General features: G+C 70.3%; 17 protein-coding genes and 1 riboswitch. Of the genes, 2 read left to right on the forward strand and 15 right to left on the reverse strand.

The annotated features are described in order from the left end of the window. Positions 1 to 186: 186 nt before the first annotated feature. The 14 genes from AC3AOF_RS00450 to AC3AOF_RS00515 form a co-directional block, all read right to left on the reverse strand. On the reverse strand, positions 187 to 954 hold the full coding sequence (locus tag AC3AOF_RS00450) for a 3-oxoacyl-ACP reductase (protein ID WP_488347383.1): 768 nt from the start codon (positions 952 to 954) through the stop codon (positions 187 to 189). Continuing rightward, entirely contained in the window at positions 951 to 1940 is a 990-nt protein-coding gene (locus AC3AOF_RS00455) for an ABC transporter substrate-binding protein (protein ID WP_488347384.1), read from the reverse strand. The genes AC3AOF_RS00450 and AC3AOF_RS00455 overlap by 4 nt, the downstream gene beginning before the upstream one ends. Before the next feature lie 6 nt (positions 1941 to 1946). Next, entirely contained in the window at positions 1947 to 2696 is a 750-nt protein-coding gene (locus AC3AOF_RS00460; RefSeq protein ID WP_488347385.1) for an ABC transporter permease, read from the reverse strand. Further along, positions 2693 to 3469 carry an ABC transporter ATP-binding protein gene (locus AC3AOF_RS00465; protein ID WP_488347386.1) on the reverse strand — a complete coding sequence of 259 codons (777 nt, stop codon included), beginning with the start codon at positions 3467 to 3469 and terminating at the stop codon, positions 2693 to 2695. The genes AC3AOF_RS00460 and AC3AOF_RS00465 overlap by 4 nt, the downstream gene beginning before the upstream one ends. Then, a complete protein-coding gene (locus tag AC3AOF_RS00470) occupies positions 3459 to 4913 on the reverse strand; it encodes an acyl-CoA reductase (protein ID WP_488347387.1) in 1455 nt (484 codons plus the stop codon). The genes AC3AOF_RS00465 and AC3AOF_RS00470 overlap by 11 nt, the downstream gene beginning before the upstream one ends. Further along, positions 4910 to 5986 carry a LuxE/PaaK family acyltransferase gene (locus AC3AOF_RS00475; RefSeq protein WP_488347388.1) on the reverse strand — a complete coding sequence of 359 codons (1077 nt, stop codon included), beginning with the start codon at positions 5984 to 5986 and terminating at the stop codon, positions 4910 to 4912. Before AC3AOF_RS00475 ends, AC3AOF_RS00470 begins: the two co-directional genes overlap by 4 nt. Positions 5987 to 6085: 99 nt before the next feature. Next, positions 6086 to 6183, reverse strand: a riboswitch (TPP riboswitch). 105 nt (positions 6184 to 6288) lie between these two features. Beyond that, positions 6289 to 7620, reverse strand: coding sequence for an AmpG family muropeptide MFS transporter (locus AC3AOF_RS00480; protein ID WP_488347389.1), 1332 nt, complete (start codon positions 7618 to 7620; stop codon positions 6289 to 6291). A 220-nt stretch (positions 7621 to 7840) separates the two neighbouring features. After that, the gene (locus AC3AOF_RS00485; protein WP_488347390.1) at positions 7841 to 8869 is read right to left on the reverse strand and encodes a CobW family GTP-binding protein; all 1029 of its coding nucleotides are present in this window, start codon (positions 8867 to 8869) and stop codon (positions 7841 to 7843) included. Next, entirely contained in the window at positions 8866 to 10476 is a 1611-nt protein-coding gene (locus AC3AOF_RS00490; RefSeq protein WP_488347391.1) for an amidohydrolase family protein, read from the reverse strand. The genes AC3AOF_RS00485 and AC3AOF_RS00490 overlap by 4 nt, the downstream gene beginning before the upstream one ends. A 117-nt stretch (positions 10477 to 10593) precedes the next feature. After that, entirely contained in the window at positions 10594 to 11421 is an 828-nt protein-coding gene (locus AC3AOF_RS00495; protein ID WP_236992506.1) for an ABC transporter permease, read from the reverse strand. A 351-nt stretch (positions 11422 to 11772) separates the two neighbouring features. Then, positions 11773 to 12798, reverse strand: coding sequence for an extracellular solute-binding protein (locus AC3AOF_RS00500; RefSeq protein WP_236992505.1), 1026 nt, complete (start codon positions 12796 to 12798; stop codon positions 11773 to 11775). Further along, positions 12795 to 13883, reverse strand: coding sequence for an ABC transporter ATP-binding protein (locus AC3AOF_RS00505; protein ID WP_488347392.1), 1089 nt, complete (start codon positions 13881 to 13883; stop codon positions 12795 to 12797). The genes AC3AOF_RS00500 and AC3AOF_RS00505 overlap by 4 nt, the downstream gene beginning before the upstream one ends. Then, complete coding sequence (locus tag AC3AOF_RS00510) at positions 13883 to 14725, reverse strand: ABC transporter permease (protein WP_236992503.1); 843 nt, start codon at positions 14723 to 14725, stop codon at positions 13883 to 13885. The genes AC3AOF_RS00505 and AC3AOF_RS00510 overlap by 1 nt, the downstream gene beginning before the upstream one ends. A gap of 107 nt (positions 14726 to 14832) precedes the next feature. After that, positions 14833 to 15486 (reverse strand): TetR/AcrR family transcriptional regulator, encoded by a 654-nt coding sequence (locus AC3AOF_RS00515; RefSeq protein WP_236992502.1) that lies wholly within the window; start codon positions 15484 to 15486, stop codon positions 14833 to 14835. Between the two features lie 126 nt (positions 15487 to 15612). Between AC3AOF_RS00515 and AC3AOF_RS00520 the strand changes: the two genes are divergently transcribed. Next, the gene (locus AC3AOF_RS00520) at positions 15613 to 16857 is read left to right on the forward strand and encodes a metal-dependent hydrolase family protein (protein ID WP_488347393.1); all 1245 of its coding nucleotides are present in this window, start codon (positions 15613 to 15615) and stop codon (positions 16855 to 16857) included. A gap of 996 nt (positions 16858 to 17853) precedes the next feature. Further along, complete coding sequence (locus AC3AOF_RS00525) at positions 17854 to 19539, forward strand: methyl-accepting chemotaxis protein (RefSeq protein WP_488347394.1); 1686 nt, start codon at positions 17854 to 17856, stop codon at positions 19537 to 19539. A 7-nt stretch (positions 19540 to 19546) separates the two neighbouring features. Here AC3AOF_RS00525 and AC3AOF_RS00530 read toward each other — a convergent pair whose 3' ends face one another. Continuing rightward, the gene (locus AC3AOF_RS00530) at positions 19547 to 20308 is read right to left on the reverse strand and encodes a DeoR/GlpR family DNA-binding transcription regulator (RefSeq protein ID WP_488347395.1); all 762 of its coding nucleotides are present in this window, start codon (positions 20306 to 20308) and stop codon (positions 19547 to 19549) included. Positions 20309 to 20313: the final 5 nt, after the last annotated feature.

Raw genomic sequence — 20313 nt, forward strand, 5'->3', positions numbered from 1 at the left:
GTTAGTCCATCGGAGATGGACTAACCTCGAAGGAGGGCTCCAGGGATCGCGTGGTATCTGGAGCCCTCCTTCGAGGTCAGTCGATCCTTGATCGACTAACACCTCAGGATGAGGTCCAGGATGGGATGGGCCGGAGCCGCGGACGAGCCGTTCTGTCGTAGAATATGCCGACTGCCGCACCATCCCTCACCCCATCACCAACCCCCCATCCACGGTCAGCACCTGCCCGGTCACGAACCGGCTCTCCTCGCCGGCGAGAAACAGCACCGGCCCGGCCACGTCCTCCGGCGTCGCGAGGCGGCGCAAGGGGGTCTGGGCAATCAGAGCCTCGCGCACCTCCTCGGGCGTGTCCCGGCTCGCATCGGTGCCGGTGACCAGCCCCGGCGCCACGCAATTGACCCGCACGCCGACCGGCCCCAGCTCGGCCGCGAGGGTGCGGCTGAAGCCGATCAAGGCCGCCTTGGCGGTGGTGTAGTCGTGGTAGGGGATGCTCGGGCGCGCCACGAGGTCGCTCGCCAGGTTGACGATGGCCCCGCCGCTGCGCCGGGTCATCAGCGGCAGCAGCGCCTGGACGACATTGTAGGCCGCCCGCACCGCGCCGTCGAACTGGCGCTGGTAGGATTCCCACGGCACGTCGCGGAAGCGCGGGCGGCGGTCGGGATCGAAGCGGTAGGGCGCGAAGGCGTTGTTGACGATCGCGTCGAGACGGCCGACCTCCTCGGTGATCCGCGAGGCCAGCCTCGCCACCGCGTCCGCGTCGGTCACGTCGGCGGCGACGGTCAGGGCCTGGCCGCCGAGCGCCCGGCATTGGTCGGCCACCGCCTCGGCGGCGGCGTGGTTCTCGCGGTAATTGACGATGACGAGCCCGCCTTGCGCCGCGAAGGCGGTGGCGATGGCCGCGCCGATGCCGCGGCTTCCTCCCGTGACCAGGATGGCGCGGTCGCCAAACCTCATCGCGCGCCCTCCTTGCCCGGGATCAGGTCGCTCTTCACCACTTGGCCCATGTCGAGGGAGCGGGCGATGAGGCCGAGCTTGCGGAACTGGTCGGCGCCCTGCTGCAGGACGGGCAAGTCGAAATGGCCCAAGCCCTCGCGCTCGGTGGTCGGCGACACGCTCGACAGGTTGCGCAAGGCGATCACCTCGCGGTTGATCGCCTCGTCGCGGCCGTTGATCGCCCGGGTGACGGCGAGATGCGCCGCCTCGTCAGGCTTGGCGATCATCCAGGCGGCGGAATCGCGGTAGGCGGCGAGGAAGCGCTCGAGCAGCGGCTTCTTCGCCTCATAGTCCTTCCGCGTCACCACGAAGATGTCGCTCGGCAGGTTGAGATGGTCGCGCACCGCGATCACATCGACGTCGCCGAGGCCCTTGGCGCGGCCGACGAGCAGGCCGGTATCGGTGGCGGCGGTGGCATCGACCTGGCCCTGGATCAGGGGGGCGAAGTTGAGCAGCCCCGTGACCTCCACCGTCACGTCGCTCTCCTTCAGCCCGGCGGCGGCGAGCAGCAGGAGCAGGTGCTGGCGGGTGCCGCTCGCCAGGCTGTAGACGCCGACGCGCTTGCCCTTGAGATCGGCGATCGAGCGGATGCCGCGGTCTTTAAGCGCCACGACGTTGAAGACGTTCTGCGGATAGATGTTGTAGATCGCCACCAGATCCGCCCCCTTGTCGAGGGCGAGATAGAACGAGGCCGGGTCGGTGAAGGCGACATCCGCCTGTCCCGAGAGCAAAGCCTGGATCGCCGAGCCGCCGCCATTGCCCGGCACGTAATCGAGGGCGATGCCCCGCGCCTTGAACAGCCCGTGGTCGGGCTCGGCCAGCAGGTTGGTGATCTCGCTGATCGGCTGGCTCCAGCCGGCGACGGTGACTTTATCCAGGGTCTGTGCCAGGGCCGGGGAGCCGAGCCAGGCGAGGGCGAGGACGAGGAGCAGGCGTAAGGCGGGCATGAATGGTCAGTCTCTCGCGTAACGGCGCAGAATCAGGGACTCAAACCCCCGGGCAGCCTCGTAGACGACCATGCCGAGGGCGGTGATGACCACGAACAGGGCCAGGATCAGGCTCGAATCCATCACGCTCTGGGCGGCGATGATCGAGGCGCCGAGGCCCTGGCGCCCGCCGACGAACTCGCCCACCACCGCGCCGACGAGCGCCAGCACGATGGCGACGCGGAAGCCTGCCAGGATCACCGGCAGAGCGGCGGGCAGCTTCAGGCGCAGGAGGGTCCGGGCGCGGCTCGCGCCGAGCATCCGGAACAGCTCGCGCTGGCCCGGCTCGACCTGGGCGAGGCCCGTGAGGGTGTTTTCGAAGAGCGGGAAGAAGCAGATCAGCGCGGTGATCACCACGGTCGGCGTCAGGCCGAAGCCGAACCACAGGATCAGCAGGGGACCGAGCGCCAGCTTCGGCACCAGCTGGCTCGCCAGCACGTAGGGGCGCAGCACCCGGTGCAGGCTCGGCCATTCCGACAGCAGGATGCCGGTGCCGAGGCCGAGAATCGTGCCGGCGAGGAGGCCTAAGCCCATCTCCGTCATGGTCACGCGCAGGTGCGGCCAGAGCCGGCCGGAGGCGATCTCGCCCCACAGGGTCTCGGCGACGGAGGAGGGCGCCGGCAGGACGAGGGGCGAGACGCGGCCGGAGCGGCACCACGCCTCCCAGGCGGTCAGCAGGGCCGCCAGCAGCAGGGCGGAGGCGAGCCGCGTCCTCACGCCGCCCGCCCGATCGCCGGTTTGGCCCGATCCATGACCGCGCGGAGCGACCGGCACACGGCCCCGAAGGCGGGATCGTAGCGGATGCCGGGCGGCCGGGGGCGGGGCAGCGGGACCGCATCCTCGTGGACGAGGCGTCCGGCCGCCATCACGCCGACCCGGTCGCCGAGATAGACGGCTTCACCGATGTCGTGGGTGACGAACAGAGCTGCGGTGCCGCGGGACGCGCAGAGGCGCAGGAGGTCGTCCTGCAACTCCTCGCGGGTGAGCGCGTCCAGCGCCGCGAAGGGCTCGTCGAGGAGGAGCAGGCCCGGCTCAGTCACCAGCGCGCGGGCGAGCGCCACCCGGCTCTGCTGCCCGCCCGACAGGGAACCGGGCCGGCGCCCGGCAAGATCCCCGAGGCCCATCGTGCCAAGGAGGTCGCGGGCCGCCTCGCGATCCGCGGCTTGCGGCCGGCGCTCGAGCGAGACCGGCAGGAGCACGTTGTCGAGGGCCGATAGCCAGGCGAGCAGGGTCGGGGCCTGGAACACGAAGCCGACGCCCGGCGCCGGGCCGCGCACAGGCTCCCCGCCGATCCGGACGAGGCCCGAATCCGGCGCGATCAGCCCGGCGGCGAGCTTGAGCAGGGTGGTCTTGCCGCAGCCGCTGCGGCCGAGCAGGCAGTGGATCGCCCCGCGGGGGATCGCCCAATCGACGCCCGCCACGGTCTCGGCGTCATCGCCGGGAAAGCGGTAGCGGATTCCGTCGAGGGCGAGATGGGCGTCAATCGGCATAGGGCGCGAAGCCTTCCGCCGCCGCCTCGGCGCCGCCTTCGATCTCCGTCATCGTCACGAGGTCGAGCAGGCTGAAGCGCCCGTCATGGTGCCAGCCGGCCTCCGGCGCCGTCATGCGGCCGATGGCCGAGATCCGGGTGACGCCGGCCCCGGCGAGGTCGTCGGCGAGCGCCATGAGCCGCGCGGGAGCGGCGGCGATTCCGGCGGTCTGGAGATAGGCGCGGTGGGGCGCCACCCGGGCCGGCACCTCCGCCAGATCGTCGACCGCCACCACGGCCACGCTGCGGTTGAGGCCGGACGGGCTCAGACCCACGGTGTCGTCGAGCAGGACGACGCTCCACGGATCGGCCGGATCGCCGAGAAGCGTCGCGCTCCCGTCGAGGGCCCGCATCTCGTGGGCGTTGCGCCAGCCTGCGAGGGCCGCCGCTTCGCCCGGGTCGAGCCGCCGGCGCGGATGGCGGCTCGCGAGCGCGGCGAGTTCGTGGGCGAGGTGGCGGGCGAACTCGTCCGGCGCGGTCGCGCCACCGCGCTCGACGAACAGCATCTGCGGCGCGTAGCAGCCCTGCTGCTCGTAGCGGACGATATCGTGGGCGGCGAGGCGGGCGAGCGGGCCGGCGCGGCGGCTGTCCAGGGCCTCCCGGGCGATCATGGCAAAGCCGATGCGGTGGCCATGCGGCAGGAACCGGGCGGTGACCGGCACCTTGGCGCGGAGCGCCGCCAGGGTGTCGTTGCCGCCATAGGCCATGACGCAGTCGGCCTGCGCGAGGAACGTCGCCTCGGGCCCGCCTTCGCCACCCTTCCACCAGGTGATCGCCAGGCACTCGCCGAGGTCCGGGTCGGCCTCGGCGATCGCTTGCGCGAACCAGCCGGCGGTCAGCGGCTCGGCGGAGGCGAGCTTGCCGACCGTGCCGGCCTTGACCAGCAACCCCGAGACGAGACTCCACAGCGGCAGGGCCGGGACGTTGCCGGCCCAGACATGGAGCAGCAGGTCCGGCCCCCGTGCCCGCACCAGCCCGCCCTTCACCGCCGGCTGGAACCCGTCGAGCACGGCCGGATTGGAGAAATCCTCCGCGAGGAAACGCAGCAATTGCGGCCGCCGGAAGGTCTTCAGGTAGCTCGTCAGCCCGAGCCGCACCGTCTCGCGGTCGTAGCCGGTGACGACCGGCAGCAGCGCCTCGGCCTTGCGGCGCAAAGGATGCGCGCGGTCGAGCAGGCAGGCGCTCGCCCGGTCGATGGCCGCGACGATCCGGGCGGTCTCCATCCGCCGCAAGGTCTCGCGGGCGCGGGCGCGGACATGGGCGCACAGGGTCTCGGCCTGATCCTCGGTCAGCTCCGGCAGCGCCACCGCGACGGTTTCGCCCCAGGCCCGGTGCTGGACGATGCGCCGGCCGATCGCCTCGGGACTGAGCCCCGGCAGGTACCCGGCTTCCTCGATCGTGCTCATCCCTGCGCGGCGGCCAGGAATTCGGCCACCGCGACCGAGCAGCCGCGCGACGCCGAGCCCTCGACCCGGCCGAGCAGCCGGAAGCCGCCGGGCACGATCACCCCGGCATCCTCGGTCAGGATCGCCGAGACGGAGTTGAAATGGGCGAGGTCGTGGTGGACCAGCACGCCGGTCTCGCCCTCAGGGACGTCGATGCCGGTGAGCGGATCGACGACGCGGCTGCGGATCCAGTGCGGGCCGGACTTCACCGGCGGGCAGGTCGCGTTGCCGTCGTCGTAGAACTGGGTGCTCAGCTCTGTCATGCCGTACATGTTGAGGCAGGCTTCGCGCGGCACGCCGAAAGCCGCCGACAGCCCGTCATAGAAGGCATCCGGCTCGATCTCCCGCGACTGGCCCTTGAAGCCGCCGGTATCGAACAAGAAACTCCCCGGCGGCAGGGCGAAGCGGCGGCCACGCTCCTTGAGCGCATCCATCACCGGCACGAAGGCATAGGTGGCGCCGAGCAGGGCATAGGGCTCGCCCGAGGCCTCGGCCTCCGCCAGCGCCGCCAGCAGCGCATCGAGGTCGAGCCCCGCGGGACCGACGAAGACCGCGCTGTCCGCCGTGCCGAACCGGTCCTTCGCCAGCGCGAGATAATGGGCCAGCGACGAATTGGGCAAAGCCGCCTCGTCCGGAAACAGGATGCCCATCCGAATCGTGTCTCGCCCGCGCATGATCCGGGCGGCGAAGCCCGCCAGCATCGAGGCGTCGTAGACCGCGAGCGTCGGGTGGTAGCTGCGGCCGCGTCCGCTCCCGGTCGTGCCGCTCGTCATGAACACCCGCTCGGCCGCGTCCGGCGGGGAGCAGCTCAGGGTCAGGTCCTTGAACGCCTTGATCGGTACCGCCGGGATGTCGCGCCAGCGCCGCACGGTGAGCGGCGTGCGCCCGCGCTGCTGCGTGAAGCGGCGATAGGGCGCGTTGTGGGCGAACTGGTAGGCGAAGAGCCGCAACGCCAGCGCCTCGAACTCCGCCTCGCTCGCGCCCGGCCGTCCGATGAAGTCGAGCAGGGCCTCGACGATCTCCGCTTGCGACATCACGGCCACCTCGCGCCCATCCCGGGCGAGGGCCAGACCGAGCGGAGATCATGCGCGAAAAGACGGCAGGTTCGGCCTTTGCGCCGCGCCGGTCCCGCATCCCTACGCCGGCATGACCCGGATCAGGTTCATAGGGTCACCGCGGCGCCCGGACGAACCGGACCGGCGGAATCTCAGCCTCCTCGCGAGGCTCCCCTGGGAGCCGGGGAGAGTGGGGGGAGTGGGGCTACGTGTCAAGCAGGGCGCGCCGGTCCTTCGTCCGGCGCGAGGGATCGCCCGGTACCGCTCGACCCCCGGACCGGTCAGGTCGTCGCCGGCGCCTCGTCGGAGATCCCGACCTTGGCCCAGACATAGACGGCGAGCAAAGCCACTGGCACGCCGATGAGCGAGGTCAGGACGAAGAACCAGGGAAACCCCGTCCGCTCGACGATGAAGCCGGAAAATCCCGCCAGCACGCTGCCCGGAAAGGCGCAGAGCGAGGTCAGGAGCCCGAACTGGCTCGCCGCGTGCCGGGTCGAGGCGAGCGTCGACATGTAGGTGATGAGCACCACCGACGCGAAGGCATAGGCGAAGCCGTCGATGCCGACGGTGACCGCGAAGGTCCAGAAGGCCCGGCCGCCGTCGCCGCCATGCGCCGCCAGGTAGGCGAGGCTCAAGTGCGAGGCCGAGGCGGCGATGGTGCCGACGAGGAGGCTCGTCAGCATGCCGATCCGCGGGATCAGGGCCCCGGCCAGGAAGGTGCCGCCGAGCCCGATCCAGAAGCCGAACAGCTTGGTGACGGTGGCGATGTCGGTGTTGGTGAAGCCCTGGTGCTTGAACAGCGGCACCGCCATCGCGGTCGCGATGTAGCCCGGCATGCGAAAGCCCGCCACGAGCAGCAGGATCGCCGGCGCCATCGGGCCGAGGCGGCGCAGGAGGTCGGCGATCGGCTCCCAGATCGTGTCGAGGAGGCCGGCGCGGGGCGCGTGGGGCACCTGGTCGGAGGGCGGCTCGGGCGCGAGGACGGCCGCCGCCATGCCGACCAGCATCAGGGCTCCCATGGCGAGGTAGGCCCCGCGCCAGCCGATCCGGTCGGCCAGCAGCAGCGCGCCGGCGCCTGCCGCGAGATTGCCGATCCGCCAGCCGATCTCGGTCCAGGACGACAGCACGGCCTGCTTCTCGGGCGGCCGCACGCTGGTGATGCGCCAGCCGTCGATGACGAGGTCGAGGGTCGCGCCGGCAAAGCCCAAGGCCACCGAGAACGCGATCGTCCAGGCGAGCCAGTGCGCGGGATCCCCGAAGGCGATCCCGGCGAGCATCAGCATGACGCCGAGCTGCGCCGCGACGATCCAGCCGCGCCGCCGGCCGAGCAGGGCCCCGAGCAGCGGCGGGTCGGTGCGGTCGAGGAACGGGGCCCACAGGAACTTGAACTTGTAGGCCAGCGTCATCTCGCTGAGCAGCCCGATCGTGGCGATCGAGATGCCGCTATCCGACAGCCACGCGGCCTGCGTCCCGTAGACGAGCAGGAAAGGGAGGCCGGAGGTGAAGCCGAGCCCGAGGGCCGGCGCGATCCGCCGGTCGGTGAACAGGGCCGACCAGAACGGCTCCGCGCCGCGGGGCGGGCTGTCGGGAGAGGCGGCGGCCGGTGCTGTCATGCTCGATCGGGCTCTCGCGGGAGGGCGGCGTTACGGCTCAGGTCGGGGCATCCTGCCATAACCGGCCCGTGTGATACTGTTTCCGGAAGATCCCTTCCGGAAACAGTATCACCAGCCCGCGCGGCGCCTGAGCGGAGCCGGTTTCCGCATCGCGAAGCGATTAGCCGGAAACCGTATGACGGCCGTTCCGCGGGTGCGGAACAGGGTCATCCGAGACGCTTCACCCCCGCACCGCCTCCGCCCGCGGAACACCGGCCCCCACCCGCGCGAACGGGCTCTCCGCCACCCGCGGCGCGAAGCGGAACAGGCCCTCGGGCGCCACGCTGTCGAGCTCCCCCGCCGCCAGGTCGCGGGCGATCACCACCACGAACGCCGCCGCCTCCTCGGCCGGCCGGCCGAAGGGGCGCGGGCGCGAGAACAGCGTGCCGACGCTCTCGACCAGCAGCGGGCGGTCCGATTCGACGATCCCCACCAGGCCCTTGAGGCGCAGCAGCCGCTCGCCGAGATGGCCCGCGAGGTTGTCGAGCCAGGCCGCCAGGTCGTCGTAGGGGAGGGGGCGCAGGGGCCGGGCGAGCCAGACCGCGACGCGGGGATGGGCGCTGCCGGATTCAGGCGCCAGCAGGGCCGGATCGAGGCCGGCACCGGGGAGCGGCGCGAAGGCGGCCGCGACCGCCCTCGCGCGGTCCGGATCGGCGATCGTCTCGGCGAGCGGGTTGATCGCGGCGATCTCCGCCCGGGCCCGTTCGAGGCGGTCCGGCGGCGCGGCGTCGACTTTGGTGAGCACGATGCGATGGGCGGCGGCCCATTGCGCCGCCGCCTCCTCGAAGGCCGAGGTTTCGGGCCCGCGCAGCGCATCGTAGGTGGCGACGACCGAGACCCGCATCGGGAACCCGGCGAGGCTCGCCAGCTGGCGCAGGACCGGGCCGGGCTTCGACAGGCCGCTCGTCTCCAGCACGATGCGGCGCAGCGGCCCCGAGGCCTCCGGCCGCTCGGCGGCGAGCAAGGCCTCGACGGTGCGGGCGAGGTCGCTGGTCATCTGGCAGCAGACGCAGCCATTCGCCAGCATGGTCATCGGGACATCACCCCCGCTCTCGCGCAGGATCAGCCCGTCGAGGCCGATCTCGCCGGCCTCGTTGACGATGATCGCGGTGTCGGCAGCCTCCGGGAGGCCGAGATAATCGCGCAGGAGCGTCGTCTTGCCGGAGCCGAGGAAGCCGGTCAGCACCACGAAGTCGAGGACGTCGCTCACGGTGCCGCCTGATCCTGGCGTGCATACTTCGCCGGCACCGCTTCGTCCCAGGTCGCCTTCACGAGATCGCGCACGTCGGCGAGCAGTTCGGCGGTGTCGTAGATCACCCCGTCCTTGATCGTGTACGTGAGGCCGCGATGCCAGGTGGCGCCGTTGGTCGCCTCGTCGAGGCGCAAAGCCCCGGTGCCGTAGAGCAGCTTGAAGTCGGTGAGCGGGTTGTGGTCGTGGACCAGCAGGTCGGCGCGCTTGCCGACCTCGACGGTGCCGATCTCGTCCTCGAGCCCGCACAGGGCGGCTCCCTGCGAGGTCGCGGCGCGCACCACTTCCAGCGGATGGAAGCCCGCCTCCTGCAACAGCTCCAGCTCGCGGATGTAGCCGAAGCCGAAGATCTGGTAGATGAAGCCCGAATCCGACCCGGCGCAGACCCGGCCGCCGCGGTTCTTGTACTCGTTGATGAAGGCCATCCAGAGCCGGTAGTTCTCCTTCCACTCGATCTCGTTCTGGGTCGACCAGCGATACCAGTACGAGCCGTGGCCGCCGCGCTGCGGCGTGAAGTAGTCCCACATCGACTTCCAGGTATACTCCTTGTGCCAGTCGGCCTGGCGCGCCCGCATCAGGTCGCGGTTGGCGTCGTAGATCGTGAAGGTCGGCACGAAGGTGAAGCCGAGCTCCAGGAACCGCTCCAGGGTCTCGTTCCATTTCTTTGATCCGGGCTCGGCGCCCTGGCGGAACATCTGGCCGGAGACCGAGAAACGGAAATACTCGTCGTTGTAGTCGTAATCGAGCGGGAAGTTCTGCACCACCCGATCCTCGAACAAAGCCTCGGGCAGGCCGTAATAATGCTCGGCGCTGGTCAGCCCCCAGCCGGCGGTGGTGAGCGCGTTCATCCGCGTCACCGCCATCTGGGCGTGGTGGCATCCGGATTTCAGCCCGAGCTTCGCGCATTCGTCCAGCGCCGCCTCCATGATGGCGGGCGGGGCCCCGAAGAACTTCACCCCGTCGGCGCCGCGCTCTTTCAGCTTCCTCAGCCACACCCGCCCCTCCTCGGGGGTGTGGATCAGCTTCAGCATGTCGTTGACGGCCGGGAAGTAGCTGTAGGCGAGCAGCCGCGGCGCTGCGATCTCGTTGGCCTCCGCGCGCTTCTTCTGATCGAGCATCCAGTCGAGGCCGTTGAACGAGCCCATCTCGCGCACCGTGGTCACGCCGTGGGCGAGCCAGAGCTTGTAGACGTACTCGACCGGCGGCACCCAGCCGTTGGCGGCATGGTACGCGACGCCGGCATGCGCATGGCAATCGACGAAGCCGGGGGTCACCCACTTGCCGCGGCAATCGATCTCGTGGTCGCCCGGCGCCGGCCGGTTGGCGGTGTTCGAGAGGTTGCCGGTGACCTTCTTCAGCTGAACGATGCGGCCGTTCTCGACCACGATGTCGGTCGGGCCGATCGGCGGCGCGCCGGTGCCGTCGATGACCGTGGCCGCCCGCAGCACCAGCCGCTTGTGCGGCCCGATCCCACGGTCGCGGGAGGTCGAGGGCACCAGGGGCGGCTGGCCGGCCTTGGCCCGCTCGGCGGCGAGTTCGTTCCCGGCGAGGATGGGGGTGTCGCTCAAGGTGTCCTCCCGACTTTTTGTTAGCTCTACGCATCATTCGCCGAAGCGGCCGCCGGTTCGGCGGCGAAAATGATGCAAAACCAAGGAGCCAAGCGGAATTGCCTCGTGCAATTCCGCTTAGCGCGCGTAGCGGCGGCCGAGCAGCGCGGTGCCGAGCGCCGTGAGCACCAGGGTCGCGGCGAGCAGGATGAAGGCGAGGGCCGCGCCGAACGGCCAGTTCATGCCCTTCGAGAACTGGTCGTAGACGGCGGGCGCCATCATCTTGAACTGCGAGCCGCCGAGCAGCACCGCGGTCGCGTAGGTGTTCATGCACAGGATGAAGACGAGGACGCAGCCTGCCACCGTTCCGGGCAGCGCCAGCGGCCACACCACCCGGCGGAACACCGTGAAGGCGCTGGCCCCGAGATTGGCCGCCGCCTCCTCCACCGCCCGCGGGATGCTCTCGATCACCGACGACAGCGTCAGGATCATGTAGGGCAGCACGACGGCGATCGTGCCGACCGCGACCGCGCCGGGCGTGTAGATCAGCTGAAGCGGGCTCGCGGTGATGTGCAGGCCGCGCAGGGTCGCGTTGATGAGCCCGTCATTGCCCAAGAGCCCGAGCCAGCCCGCCGCCCGCACGACGTTGCCGACCAGAAGCGGGATCAGGGTCAGCACGGTGACGAGGCTCTTCCAGCGGCTCTCCATCCGGGCGAGCCGGTAGGCGGCGGGAAAGCCGAGCGCCAGGGTCAGCGCCGTGCAGGTGAAGGCCATGACGAGCGTCGTGCCCATCACGCCGCGGTAGTACGGGTCGGCGACGGCATTGAGGTAGTTCTGCGCCGTCGTCGCCTCGATCATCAGCTGCGTCGGGCTGTACTGGTTGAGCGAGATGCGTGCGAGCAGCACCATCGGGCCGACGAGCAGCGCGGCGACGACGAGGAAGGCCGGCAGGATGAGGGCGAACACGGGCGGAAGTCTCGATCTGAACCAGTCGGCTGGGGGACACTCATCCCACTCGCGACCTCATCCTGAGGTACCGGCGATCAGAGATCGCGAGTGAAACGAGCCTCGAAGGAGGGCTCCAGAAAGCCCTGAGACTTCTGGAGCCCTCCTTCGAGATCAGTCGATCCTTGATCGACTAATACGATTTCCGATTGATCGCTTCGCGATGCGGAAATCGGCTTCGCTCACGCGCCGCGCGGGCTGGTGATACGCAATCCGGAAGCGATCTTCCGGATTGCGTATAACACCTCAGGATGAGGGGGTTGGATAGGATGAAGCGGAGTGTCGGCGAGGCCCTGCGGCCGACCCGACGGCCTACCCCTTGAATTCCTTGTTCCAGAAATCCGAGAACGCCGCCTGCTGCGCCTGCATCGTCGCGTAGTCGAGCGGTCGGAGCTTGGCCTGCTGGGCTTCCGTGAGGCTGATCTGCCTGGCCAGATCCTCCGGGAGCTTGGCGTCCTTGACGGTCGGCACGTAGCCCATCTTCTGCGCGAAGGCGGTTTGCGCCGTCGGGTCGAGCATGGCGTTCAGGTACTTGAAGGCGCTGTCCTTGGCCCGCGAGTTCTTCGGCACGCCGGCCTCGAACAGGATCGGCAGGGCCCCTTCCTCGGGGATCGCCATCGCCACCGGGATGCCGGCCTGCTTCCACATGAAGCCGCGGGCGAGCCACATCAGCGAGATCCACACCTCCTCGGACTTGAGCGCCGCGGCGAGCGTTTCGTTCGAGGGATAGACCTTGGGCTCGAGCTTCTTCAGGTCCATCAGGGCGGCCTTGCCCTTGGTGAAGTCGGTGGCTGAGCCGCCGGCCCCGATATTGGCGCCGGCCATGTTGAAGTTCCAGAGGATGTCCGAGAAACCGACCCGGCCCTTGTATTTCGGGTCGAAGATGTCGGCGTAGCGGGTCGGCGGGGTCGTGACCTTGCTCGGGTTGTAGAGCACGACCAGCGCCGAGTAGATGTGCGGGATCGAGTGCGGCTTCTTGAAGACGTCGATCACCTGCGACAGCCGCGGCACCTCGGCGGCCGGTACGGTCTCCAGCACGCCGAGCTGGCTCAGCATGTAGCTGTCGATGTCGTTGATGCAGGCGACGTCCATGCTGGCGCGGCGGCTGGTGCGCTCGGCGATCAGCTTGGTGCGGCGCGGGTCCTGGTTGGCGATGTCCTGCGACACCTCGATGCCGAGCGGCTTCATCAGCGGGACGTCGATGTTCTGCTGCAAAAGCGCGCCGTAATCGCCGCCCCAGGTGCCGACGACGATCGGGGCGGCCTCGGCCCGGGCGGGGAGCGTGCCGGCAAGGCCGAGGGCGGCGCTGCTGGCGAGGAGGGAGCGACGGGTGATCATCGGGCGGGGCCTTCTGCTGCGGGCATGACGCGGGACGCGTCGGCACTGGGGATGACGCGGGCTGCATCCGCAGCCCATGAGATTCGGACGGGGTCGCCGGCGGCGAGGCGGCGGCGGGGATCGTCGGGGAGCGGCGTCGGCGTCACCGCGACGATCGCCTCGCCGGCGAGATCGAGGTGGTACTCGGTGCGGGCGCCGAGATAGGTCACGGCCCTGAGCCGGCCGGGACCGCTCGCGTCGGGGGCGACCTCGATCCGCTCGGGCCGGATCGCCAGCAGGCCGTTCTTGGCGGTCGCATCGGGTGCGCACGGCACGGCGGCGCCGCTGGCCAGGCGAAACACGTCGGTCCCCTCCCGCGCCCCGTCGAGCAGGTTGCAGCGTCCGACGAAGCCGGCGACGAAGGTGTTGGCCGGGCGCTCGTAGAGGTCTTCGGCGCTGCCGACCTGGAGCACGCGGCCGTGCTCCATCACCACCAGCCGGTCGGCCATGGCCAAAGCCTCGTCCTGGTCGTGGGTGACCATCAGGGTGGTCAGCCCGAGCCGCTTCTGCAACTCGCGGATCTCGAGGCCCACCTCGGAGCGCAGCTTCGCGTCGAGGTTCGACAGGGGCTCGTCGAGGAGGAACACCGCCGGGCTCACCACCAGCGCCCTCGCCAAGGCCACGCGCTGCTGCTGCCCGCCGGAGAGCTGGCGCGGCAGCCTTTCGGCCAGCGCGTCGAGCCGCACCAGCCGCAGAGCCTCGGCGATGCGCCGGTCGCGCTCCGCTCTTCCTACCTTCCGCATCTCCAGGCCGAAGCCGACATTGTCGGCGACGCTCATGTGCGGGAACAGCGCGTAGGACTGGAACACCATGCCGGTGTCGCGGGCATGCGGCGGCAGCCGCGTCACGTCGCGCCCGCCGATGACGACGCGGCCGGCACTGGGCTCGATGAAGCCCGCGACCATCCGCAGCGTCGTGGTCTTGCCGCAGCCGGAAGGGCCGAGGAGGGCCACCAACTCGCCCTGGCGGATGTCGAGATCGACGCCGGCGACGGCGGTGGCGTCGCCGTAGCGCTTGGTGACGCCGTCGAGGAGAAGCGTGCCCATCAGACGATCCGCGACAGCTTCACGAACCGGTCGGTGACCAGCATCAGGATCGTCACCATCAGGATCTGCGCCGTCGCGACGGCGGCCAGGGTCGGGTCCATTCGGAATTCCAGGTAGCTCAGCATGGCGACGGGCAGCGTGGTGCGCCCCGGGCCGACGAGGAGGAGGTTGAGTTCGAGGTTCTCGAAGCTCGCCACGAAGGAGAATAGGGCCGCCGCCACGATGCCGGGCCGCAGCATCGGCAGGGTGATGCGGGCAAACACCGTGAGGGGCTTGGCCCCGAGATTGGCCGCGGCTTCCTCCGCCGAGCGGTCGAGCCCGGCGAGGCTCGCGGTGACGAGGCGCACCGTCCAGGGGATCGTGATGAGGACGTTGGCGGCGACGAGGCCGCCGAGCGTCGCCTTGATGTCCATGTCGAGCCAGTCCTCGGCCCGCAGATAGAACATGTAGAGGGCGGAGCCCGCGACGATCGCCGGCACCGCGAGCGGGGCCAGCAGGAAGGTGTTGATGAGCCCGCGCCCGGGGATGTTCGCCCGCACCAGCGCCAGGGCGGCGGCGGTGCCCAGCGGCACGCCGATGGCGGTGGCCGCAAGCGCGATCTGGAGCGAGGTGACGAAGCCGCGGGCGAAGTCGCGTTGCGCCCAGGCATTGAGGTACCAGCGCCAGGTCAGGCCGTCCGGCGGGAAAGTGACGATCTCCTGATCGAAGAACGAGGTGACGACCACCATCACGATCGGCGCGAACACGATCGCGTAGGCGAGGATGACGGCCGCCAGGACGGCGAGGCGGCCGAGCCGGGCCGAGAGGCCGGGCCCGGCGGGGGAGAGGATGGCGGCGCTCATGCGTTCACGGTTTCGGAGGTGACGACAGCTGACCTATTTGTAGGACAGGTGCCCGCCCCTTTGGCAAGACGGGTGTTGGCAAGAGGGGTGCCAAGCGCGAGGCTCGCTCACGCCGAGGCCGCGCGGAAGCGCGGACCCGCGAAGGCCGCATCGCCCGCCGGACCGGCGATGAGAAGCGGCAGCACCGCCTTCCAGGCCTCGATCAGGTCGCGAAAATAGTCGGGATCGGGCCGCAGCACCGTCTGCACGCCCATGCCGCGCATCAGGTTGACGGTGAGGTTGAGGATGATCCGCGCCTCCCGCGGCGGCCGGGCATCGGCATCGCAGAACTCGACCCAGATCGCGTCGAGGGCGGCGTGGAAGCGCTGCACCACCGGGATCAGGCAGTGGCGCAGGTCCGGATCGGTGCGCGCCTCGTTGATCAGCTCCAGCGACAGCTGGAAGAACCGGCCGGAGAAGAGCGGCCACAGGAACTCGACGAAATCCGCGAGCGGCAGTGCCCCGGAGCGCACGTCCCGCGACACCGACCGGATCTCGGCGGTGCCGTCGTCGAGCAGTGTCTCGAGGGCCGCCCGCACAAGATCGGCCCGTGTCGGGAAGTGGTGCAGGAGCGCCCCGCGCGAGACCTGCGCCCGCTCGGCGATCGCCTGCGTCGTCGCGGCGTGGTAGCCGACGGCGTGGATCTCGTCGATCGTGGCGCGCACCACGCGCTCGCGGGTCGCGAGGCTGCGGGCCTGGGGCTGCCGTCCGGTCTGCGTCACCGATCCTCCGGGGCGCGGGTGCCTGATAAAAAAACAAGCTTGCCTGTTTTTTTCTCGCTGTCCAGTGTGCCGCTCAGGCTCGCGCGCTCGTCCCCGGGCCGCCCGCATGAAGAGAAGGACCTCCGCATGAGCGCCGACCTCGTCCTGTTCCGCAACGCCCGGGTCCTCGACGGCACCCACGACAATGCGCTCGACGGCCACGACGTGCTGGTCGAGGGCGGCTCGATCCGGGAGGTCTCGGACAAGCCGCTCACCGCCTCCTCGGCCCGCGTGATCGATCTCGCCGGCCGCACGCTGATGCCGGGCCTGATCGATTGCCACGTCCACGTCATCGCGACGATCCCCGATCTCGGTGCCAATGCCGAGCTGCCGGATTCGCTGGTGGCGTTGCGCACCGCGAAGATCATGCGCGGCATGCTGATGCGCGGCTTCACCACCGTGCGCGACCTCGGCGGCGCCGACCACGGCCTGGTCATGGCGGTGAAGGAAGGGCTGATCGACGGCCCGCGCCTGGTGATCTGCGGCAAGGCCCTGTCGCAGACCGGCGGCCACACCGACTATCGCGGCCGCTACCACGCCCGGGACGTGAGCCATTACGGCACCAAGCTCGGCGCGCTCGGCCGGGTCTGCGACGGGGTCGACGCGGTGCGCCGGGTGGCGCGCGAGGAGATCAAGGCCGGGGCCGACTTCATCAAGATCATGGCGAATGGCGGGGTTTCCTCGCCGACCGACCCGATCGCCTTCCTGGGCTACTCGGTGGACGAGTTGCGGGCGATCGTCGAGGAGGCGAACAACGCTCAGACCTACGTCGCCGCCCATCTCTACACCGACGCGGCGATCCGCCGGGCGGTCGATTGCGGAGTGATCTCGGTCGAGCACGGCAACCTGGTGACCCCGGAGACGGCGCGGCTGATCCGCGACAAGGGCGCTTACGTCGTTCCCACCAACGTCACCTTCGATGCCCTTGCCAAGGAGGGCGCCAGCCTGGGGCTTCCGCCGGCCTCGGTCGCCAAGATCGAGGATGTGCGCGAGGCGGGGCTGAAGGCCCTCGAGACCCTGCGGGAGGCCGGCGTGATGATGGCCTACGGCACCGATCTCCTCGGCGAGATGCACCGCCACCAGTCGGAGGAATTCGTGATCCGCGGCCGCTGCCTGCCGGCGATCGAGGTGATCCGCTCGGCCACGATCAACGCCGCCAAGGTCGTGCGCCTGGAGGGCAAGGCCGGCGTGGTGGCGCCCGGCGCCTTCGCCGACCTGATCGTGGTCGACGGCGACCCGCTCGCCGACCTCTCGCTCCTCACCGGCCAGGGCCGGCACATGCGGGCGATCATGATCGACGGACGCTTCGTGAAGGACGAACTGGCGGCCTGACGCGGCGCGGAAAGCGGGAGGTCGAAGGCCCGAAGATCCCCTCTCCCGGCCGGGGCAGGGGATCCGGGATCCGATCGATGCCGGGCCTGAATCGGGCCGGCATCGTCTCGTCGCGCAGGGTCGCTGGCCGAGGCCGCGCGACCCTGCCGCGATGGTCGATCCGGCGGGATCGACGGATCTGCGACTTGACAGACGCGGGACTTAGCAGACGCGGGACTTGGCGCTGCAGCAGGTCGGGGCCGGCGGCGGGCAGGGGGCCGGCGGGGGGCACGGGGGCGGGCAAGCGGGCAGGCAGCAGCCGCCAGCGACGGAGCCGAGGGACTTGGCGTCGAGCTTCTTCATGATGCCACTCCGGTATCGGCGGGTTCGGGCGTCCCGCTCGCAATGTGAAGATGCGCGATGTCGCGATAACTGTCCATTGACCAATGAATACTGTTACAATCAGAAAAAACGAGAAACATGAGAATGTTTTATTGTGCAACGACTTGATATGTTAGTCCTTAACATGCGTACGTATTTTTAGTTGGGGTGATGATGCCCGCTCGCGGCGCGGGGCTCTCCGGAGAGAGGAAGGGTCGCGGGTTCCTCCCGTCTCCGGCCTGGGCGAGCGGCCTGGGGAGGCAAGATCCCGCGCGAGGGCGGCCTGGTTCGATGAGACGGGGCGGAGTTCCATTCCGGACAATCTCCATCCTCACCCCGCCCCCATGAGAGGAGAGATCCTGAGAGGAGAGATCCTGCGCTTCCTCTGCCGTCGAGGCGGCGACGAGCCCCGCTCACACCCTCGTCGATTCCCGCGGAGGAGCGGTGGTCTTGCTCTTGCAGGTAAGCTGGATCGCCCACGTGGTATAGGACGTCGGCTCGGATCGAGAGCTTTGTCGTTGGCTCCGTATCGAAGTGAAGCGGCGCGCATTCCGTCTCGTATTCGCTAAAACAAGATTAACTGTTGGCTGATACGATTTCCCCACGGCGGCTGAATGATGTCGGGAATTAAGTCTCATGCGCAACGGGTTGTCGATCGCGACGAAGCTGGGGCTGTGCCTCGTCGCCCTGGCCCTGCTGATCGGAGCGACAGGCGGTCTCGCGCTGCTTGAGCTGCGTCGCGTGAACACGGCGGCCTCGGACCTGCGCGACGTCCGGGTGCCGGCCACCGATACGCTCGGATCGATCGGCATCAACTTCATGCGCCAGCGGGTCAACATCTCGCGCCTGCTCACCGCCGACACGCCCGAATTCCGGACCCAGGTCGCCGGGCAGATCGCCAAGCGCGACGAGATCCTCGCCGCGCAGTTCGCCCGCTTCGAGGCGCTGCCGCTGTCGCAGGCCGAGCGCGATCTCTACGCCGAGTTCCGCCGGCATATTACCGCCTATGCCGAGCATCAGCGCCAGGCCATCGGGAAGGCGACCGGGGGCGACGTGGCCGCCGCCCAGCGGATCTACAACACCGACATGTCGAATGGCGTCATCGCCATCATGGGCACCTGGGAGAAGCTGGTCGCGCTGAACGGCACCGGCTCCAAGGCGAGCGGCGACCTGATTGAGGAGACCTATGTCAGCGCCAACCGGAAGATGCTGGCGTTGATCGGCCTGGGGCTCCTCGTCGCGGGCGGTGCGATGGTGCTGGTACGGTACGGCGTCGCCGTACCGCTGCGGGCGATCACCGCCGTGACCCAGCGCCTCGCCGGCGGCGACGCCGCGGTGACGATCCCGGGGCAGGGGCGCCGGGACGAGATCGGCGCGCTGGCCGGCTCGGTGGTGGTGTTCCGCGACAACCTGATCCGCGCCCGCGCGCTGGAGGAGGAGACCGCGCTCGCCCGCGCCTCGGCCGAGGAGCAGCGCAAGCTCGGCATGCGCCAGATGGCCGACGGCTTCGAACAGGCGGTCGGCAGCATCGTCGGCGGCGTCTCGGCGGCGGCCACCGAGCTCGAGGCCACGGCCCGCTCGCTCAGCGGCAGCGCCGCGCAAGCCGCCGGCCAGTCGGGCGCCGTCGCGAGCGCGGCGGGTGACGCAGCGGCCAACGTCACCGTGGTGGCGGCGGCGGCCGAGGAACTGGGCTCGTCGGTCCAGGAGATCGGCCGGCAGGTCTCGGGCTCGGCCGAGCTGGCGCGGGTCGCCGTCGGCGAGGCGAGCGAGACGATGGCGCTGGTTCAGGACCTGTCGCAGGCCGCCGCCAAGGTCGGCGACGTGGTGGCCCTCATCTCGTCGATCGCCAGCCAGACCAACCTCCTGGCGCTCAACGCCACGATCGAGGCGGCCCGGGCCGGCGAGGCGGGACGGGGCTTCGCGGTGGTCGCCGCGGAGGTCAAGCAGCTCGCCGGCCAGACGGCACGAGCGACCGAGGAGATCACCGGCCAGATCGGCCGCATCCAGGCCTCGACCGGCCAGGCCGCGTCGGCCATCGACGGCATCGGCCGGCGCATCCGCGAGATCGACGGCGTCGCCAGTTCGATCGCCGCGGCGGTAGAGGAGCAGGGCGCGGCGACCCAGGAGATCGTCCGCAACGTCGCCGAGGCGGCAGCCGGCACCGGTGCGGTCACCGGCACCATCGCGACGCTCGCCGAAACCGCCGGCGAGACCGGGGCGGCGGCGGCCCAGGTGCTCGGCGCGGCCTCCGAGATGTCGCGCCAGTCGGAGCACCTCTCGGCGGAGGTGGCGCGGTTCCTCGCGACGGTGCGGGCGGCGTAAGCGCCGCTCACTCCGCTACCCGCACCACCCGCGCCCCGGCGCCTTCCGCGTCCGCGCATTGCGCGTCCGTGGCGCCCGCATCGGTCACCAGGGTCCAGCAGGCCGGCAGGGGTGCCCAGGCGCCCTGCGCCGCGCGGCCGAGCTTCGAGGAATCCATCAGCACGACGACCTCGGCCGCCTGCTCCATCATCAGCGACTTGAGGGCGACCTGCTCGATCGCCGCCTCGCACAGGCCGCGGCCGGCGACGAAGCCGTCGCCGCTCACCACGGCCTTGTCGGCGGTGAGGCGGCGCAAGGAGGCCTCGGCGAGCGGGCCCATCGTGCTCATGCTGCCGGGCCGCACCGCGCCGCCGAGCACCGTCAGGCTGAGCCCGGGCGCGGCGGCGAGTATGCCGACCAGCGGCAGGTTGTTGGTGATGACCGTGTGGTGCCGCCCGGCGAGGCCGGCCCCGAAGGCCGCCACCGTCGAGCCGCCGTCGAGGATCAGGATGTCGTCGTCGGCGAGCAACGAGAGGGCGGCCCGCGCGATGGCGGCCTTCTCCGGCCTCGCCTGCGCCTCGCGCTCCGGCAGGCTCGTCTCGGGGAGCGGATGGGCGATCACCGCGCCGCCATAGGTGCGGGTGATCGTCTTCTCGCTCGCCAGCCGTTGCAGGTCGCGCCGGATCGTCGAGGCGGAGACGCCGAAGCGCTCCGCCAGTTCCTCGACCACGACCTCGCCGGCCTGGAGCGCCTCCAGCAGCAGCGGGTGACGGTGCCGGCCGCGGGTCATGGGGG

The organism is Methylobacterium sp. 142-1Y, from assembly GCF_057747795.1.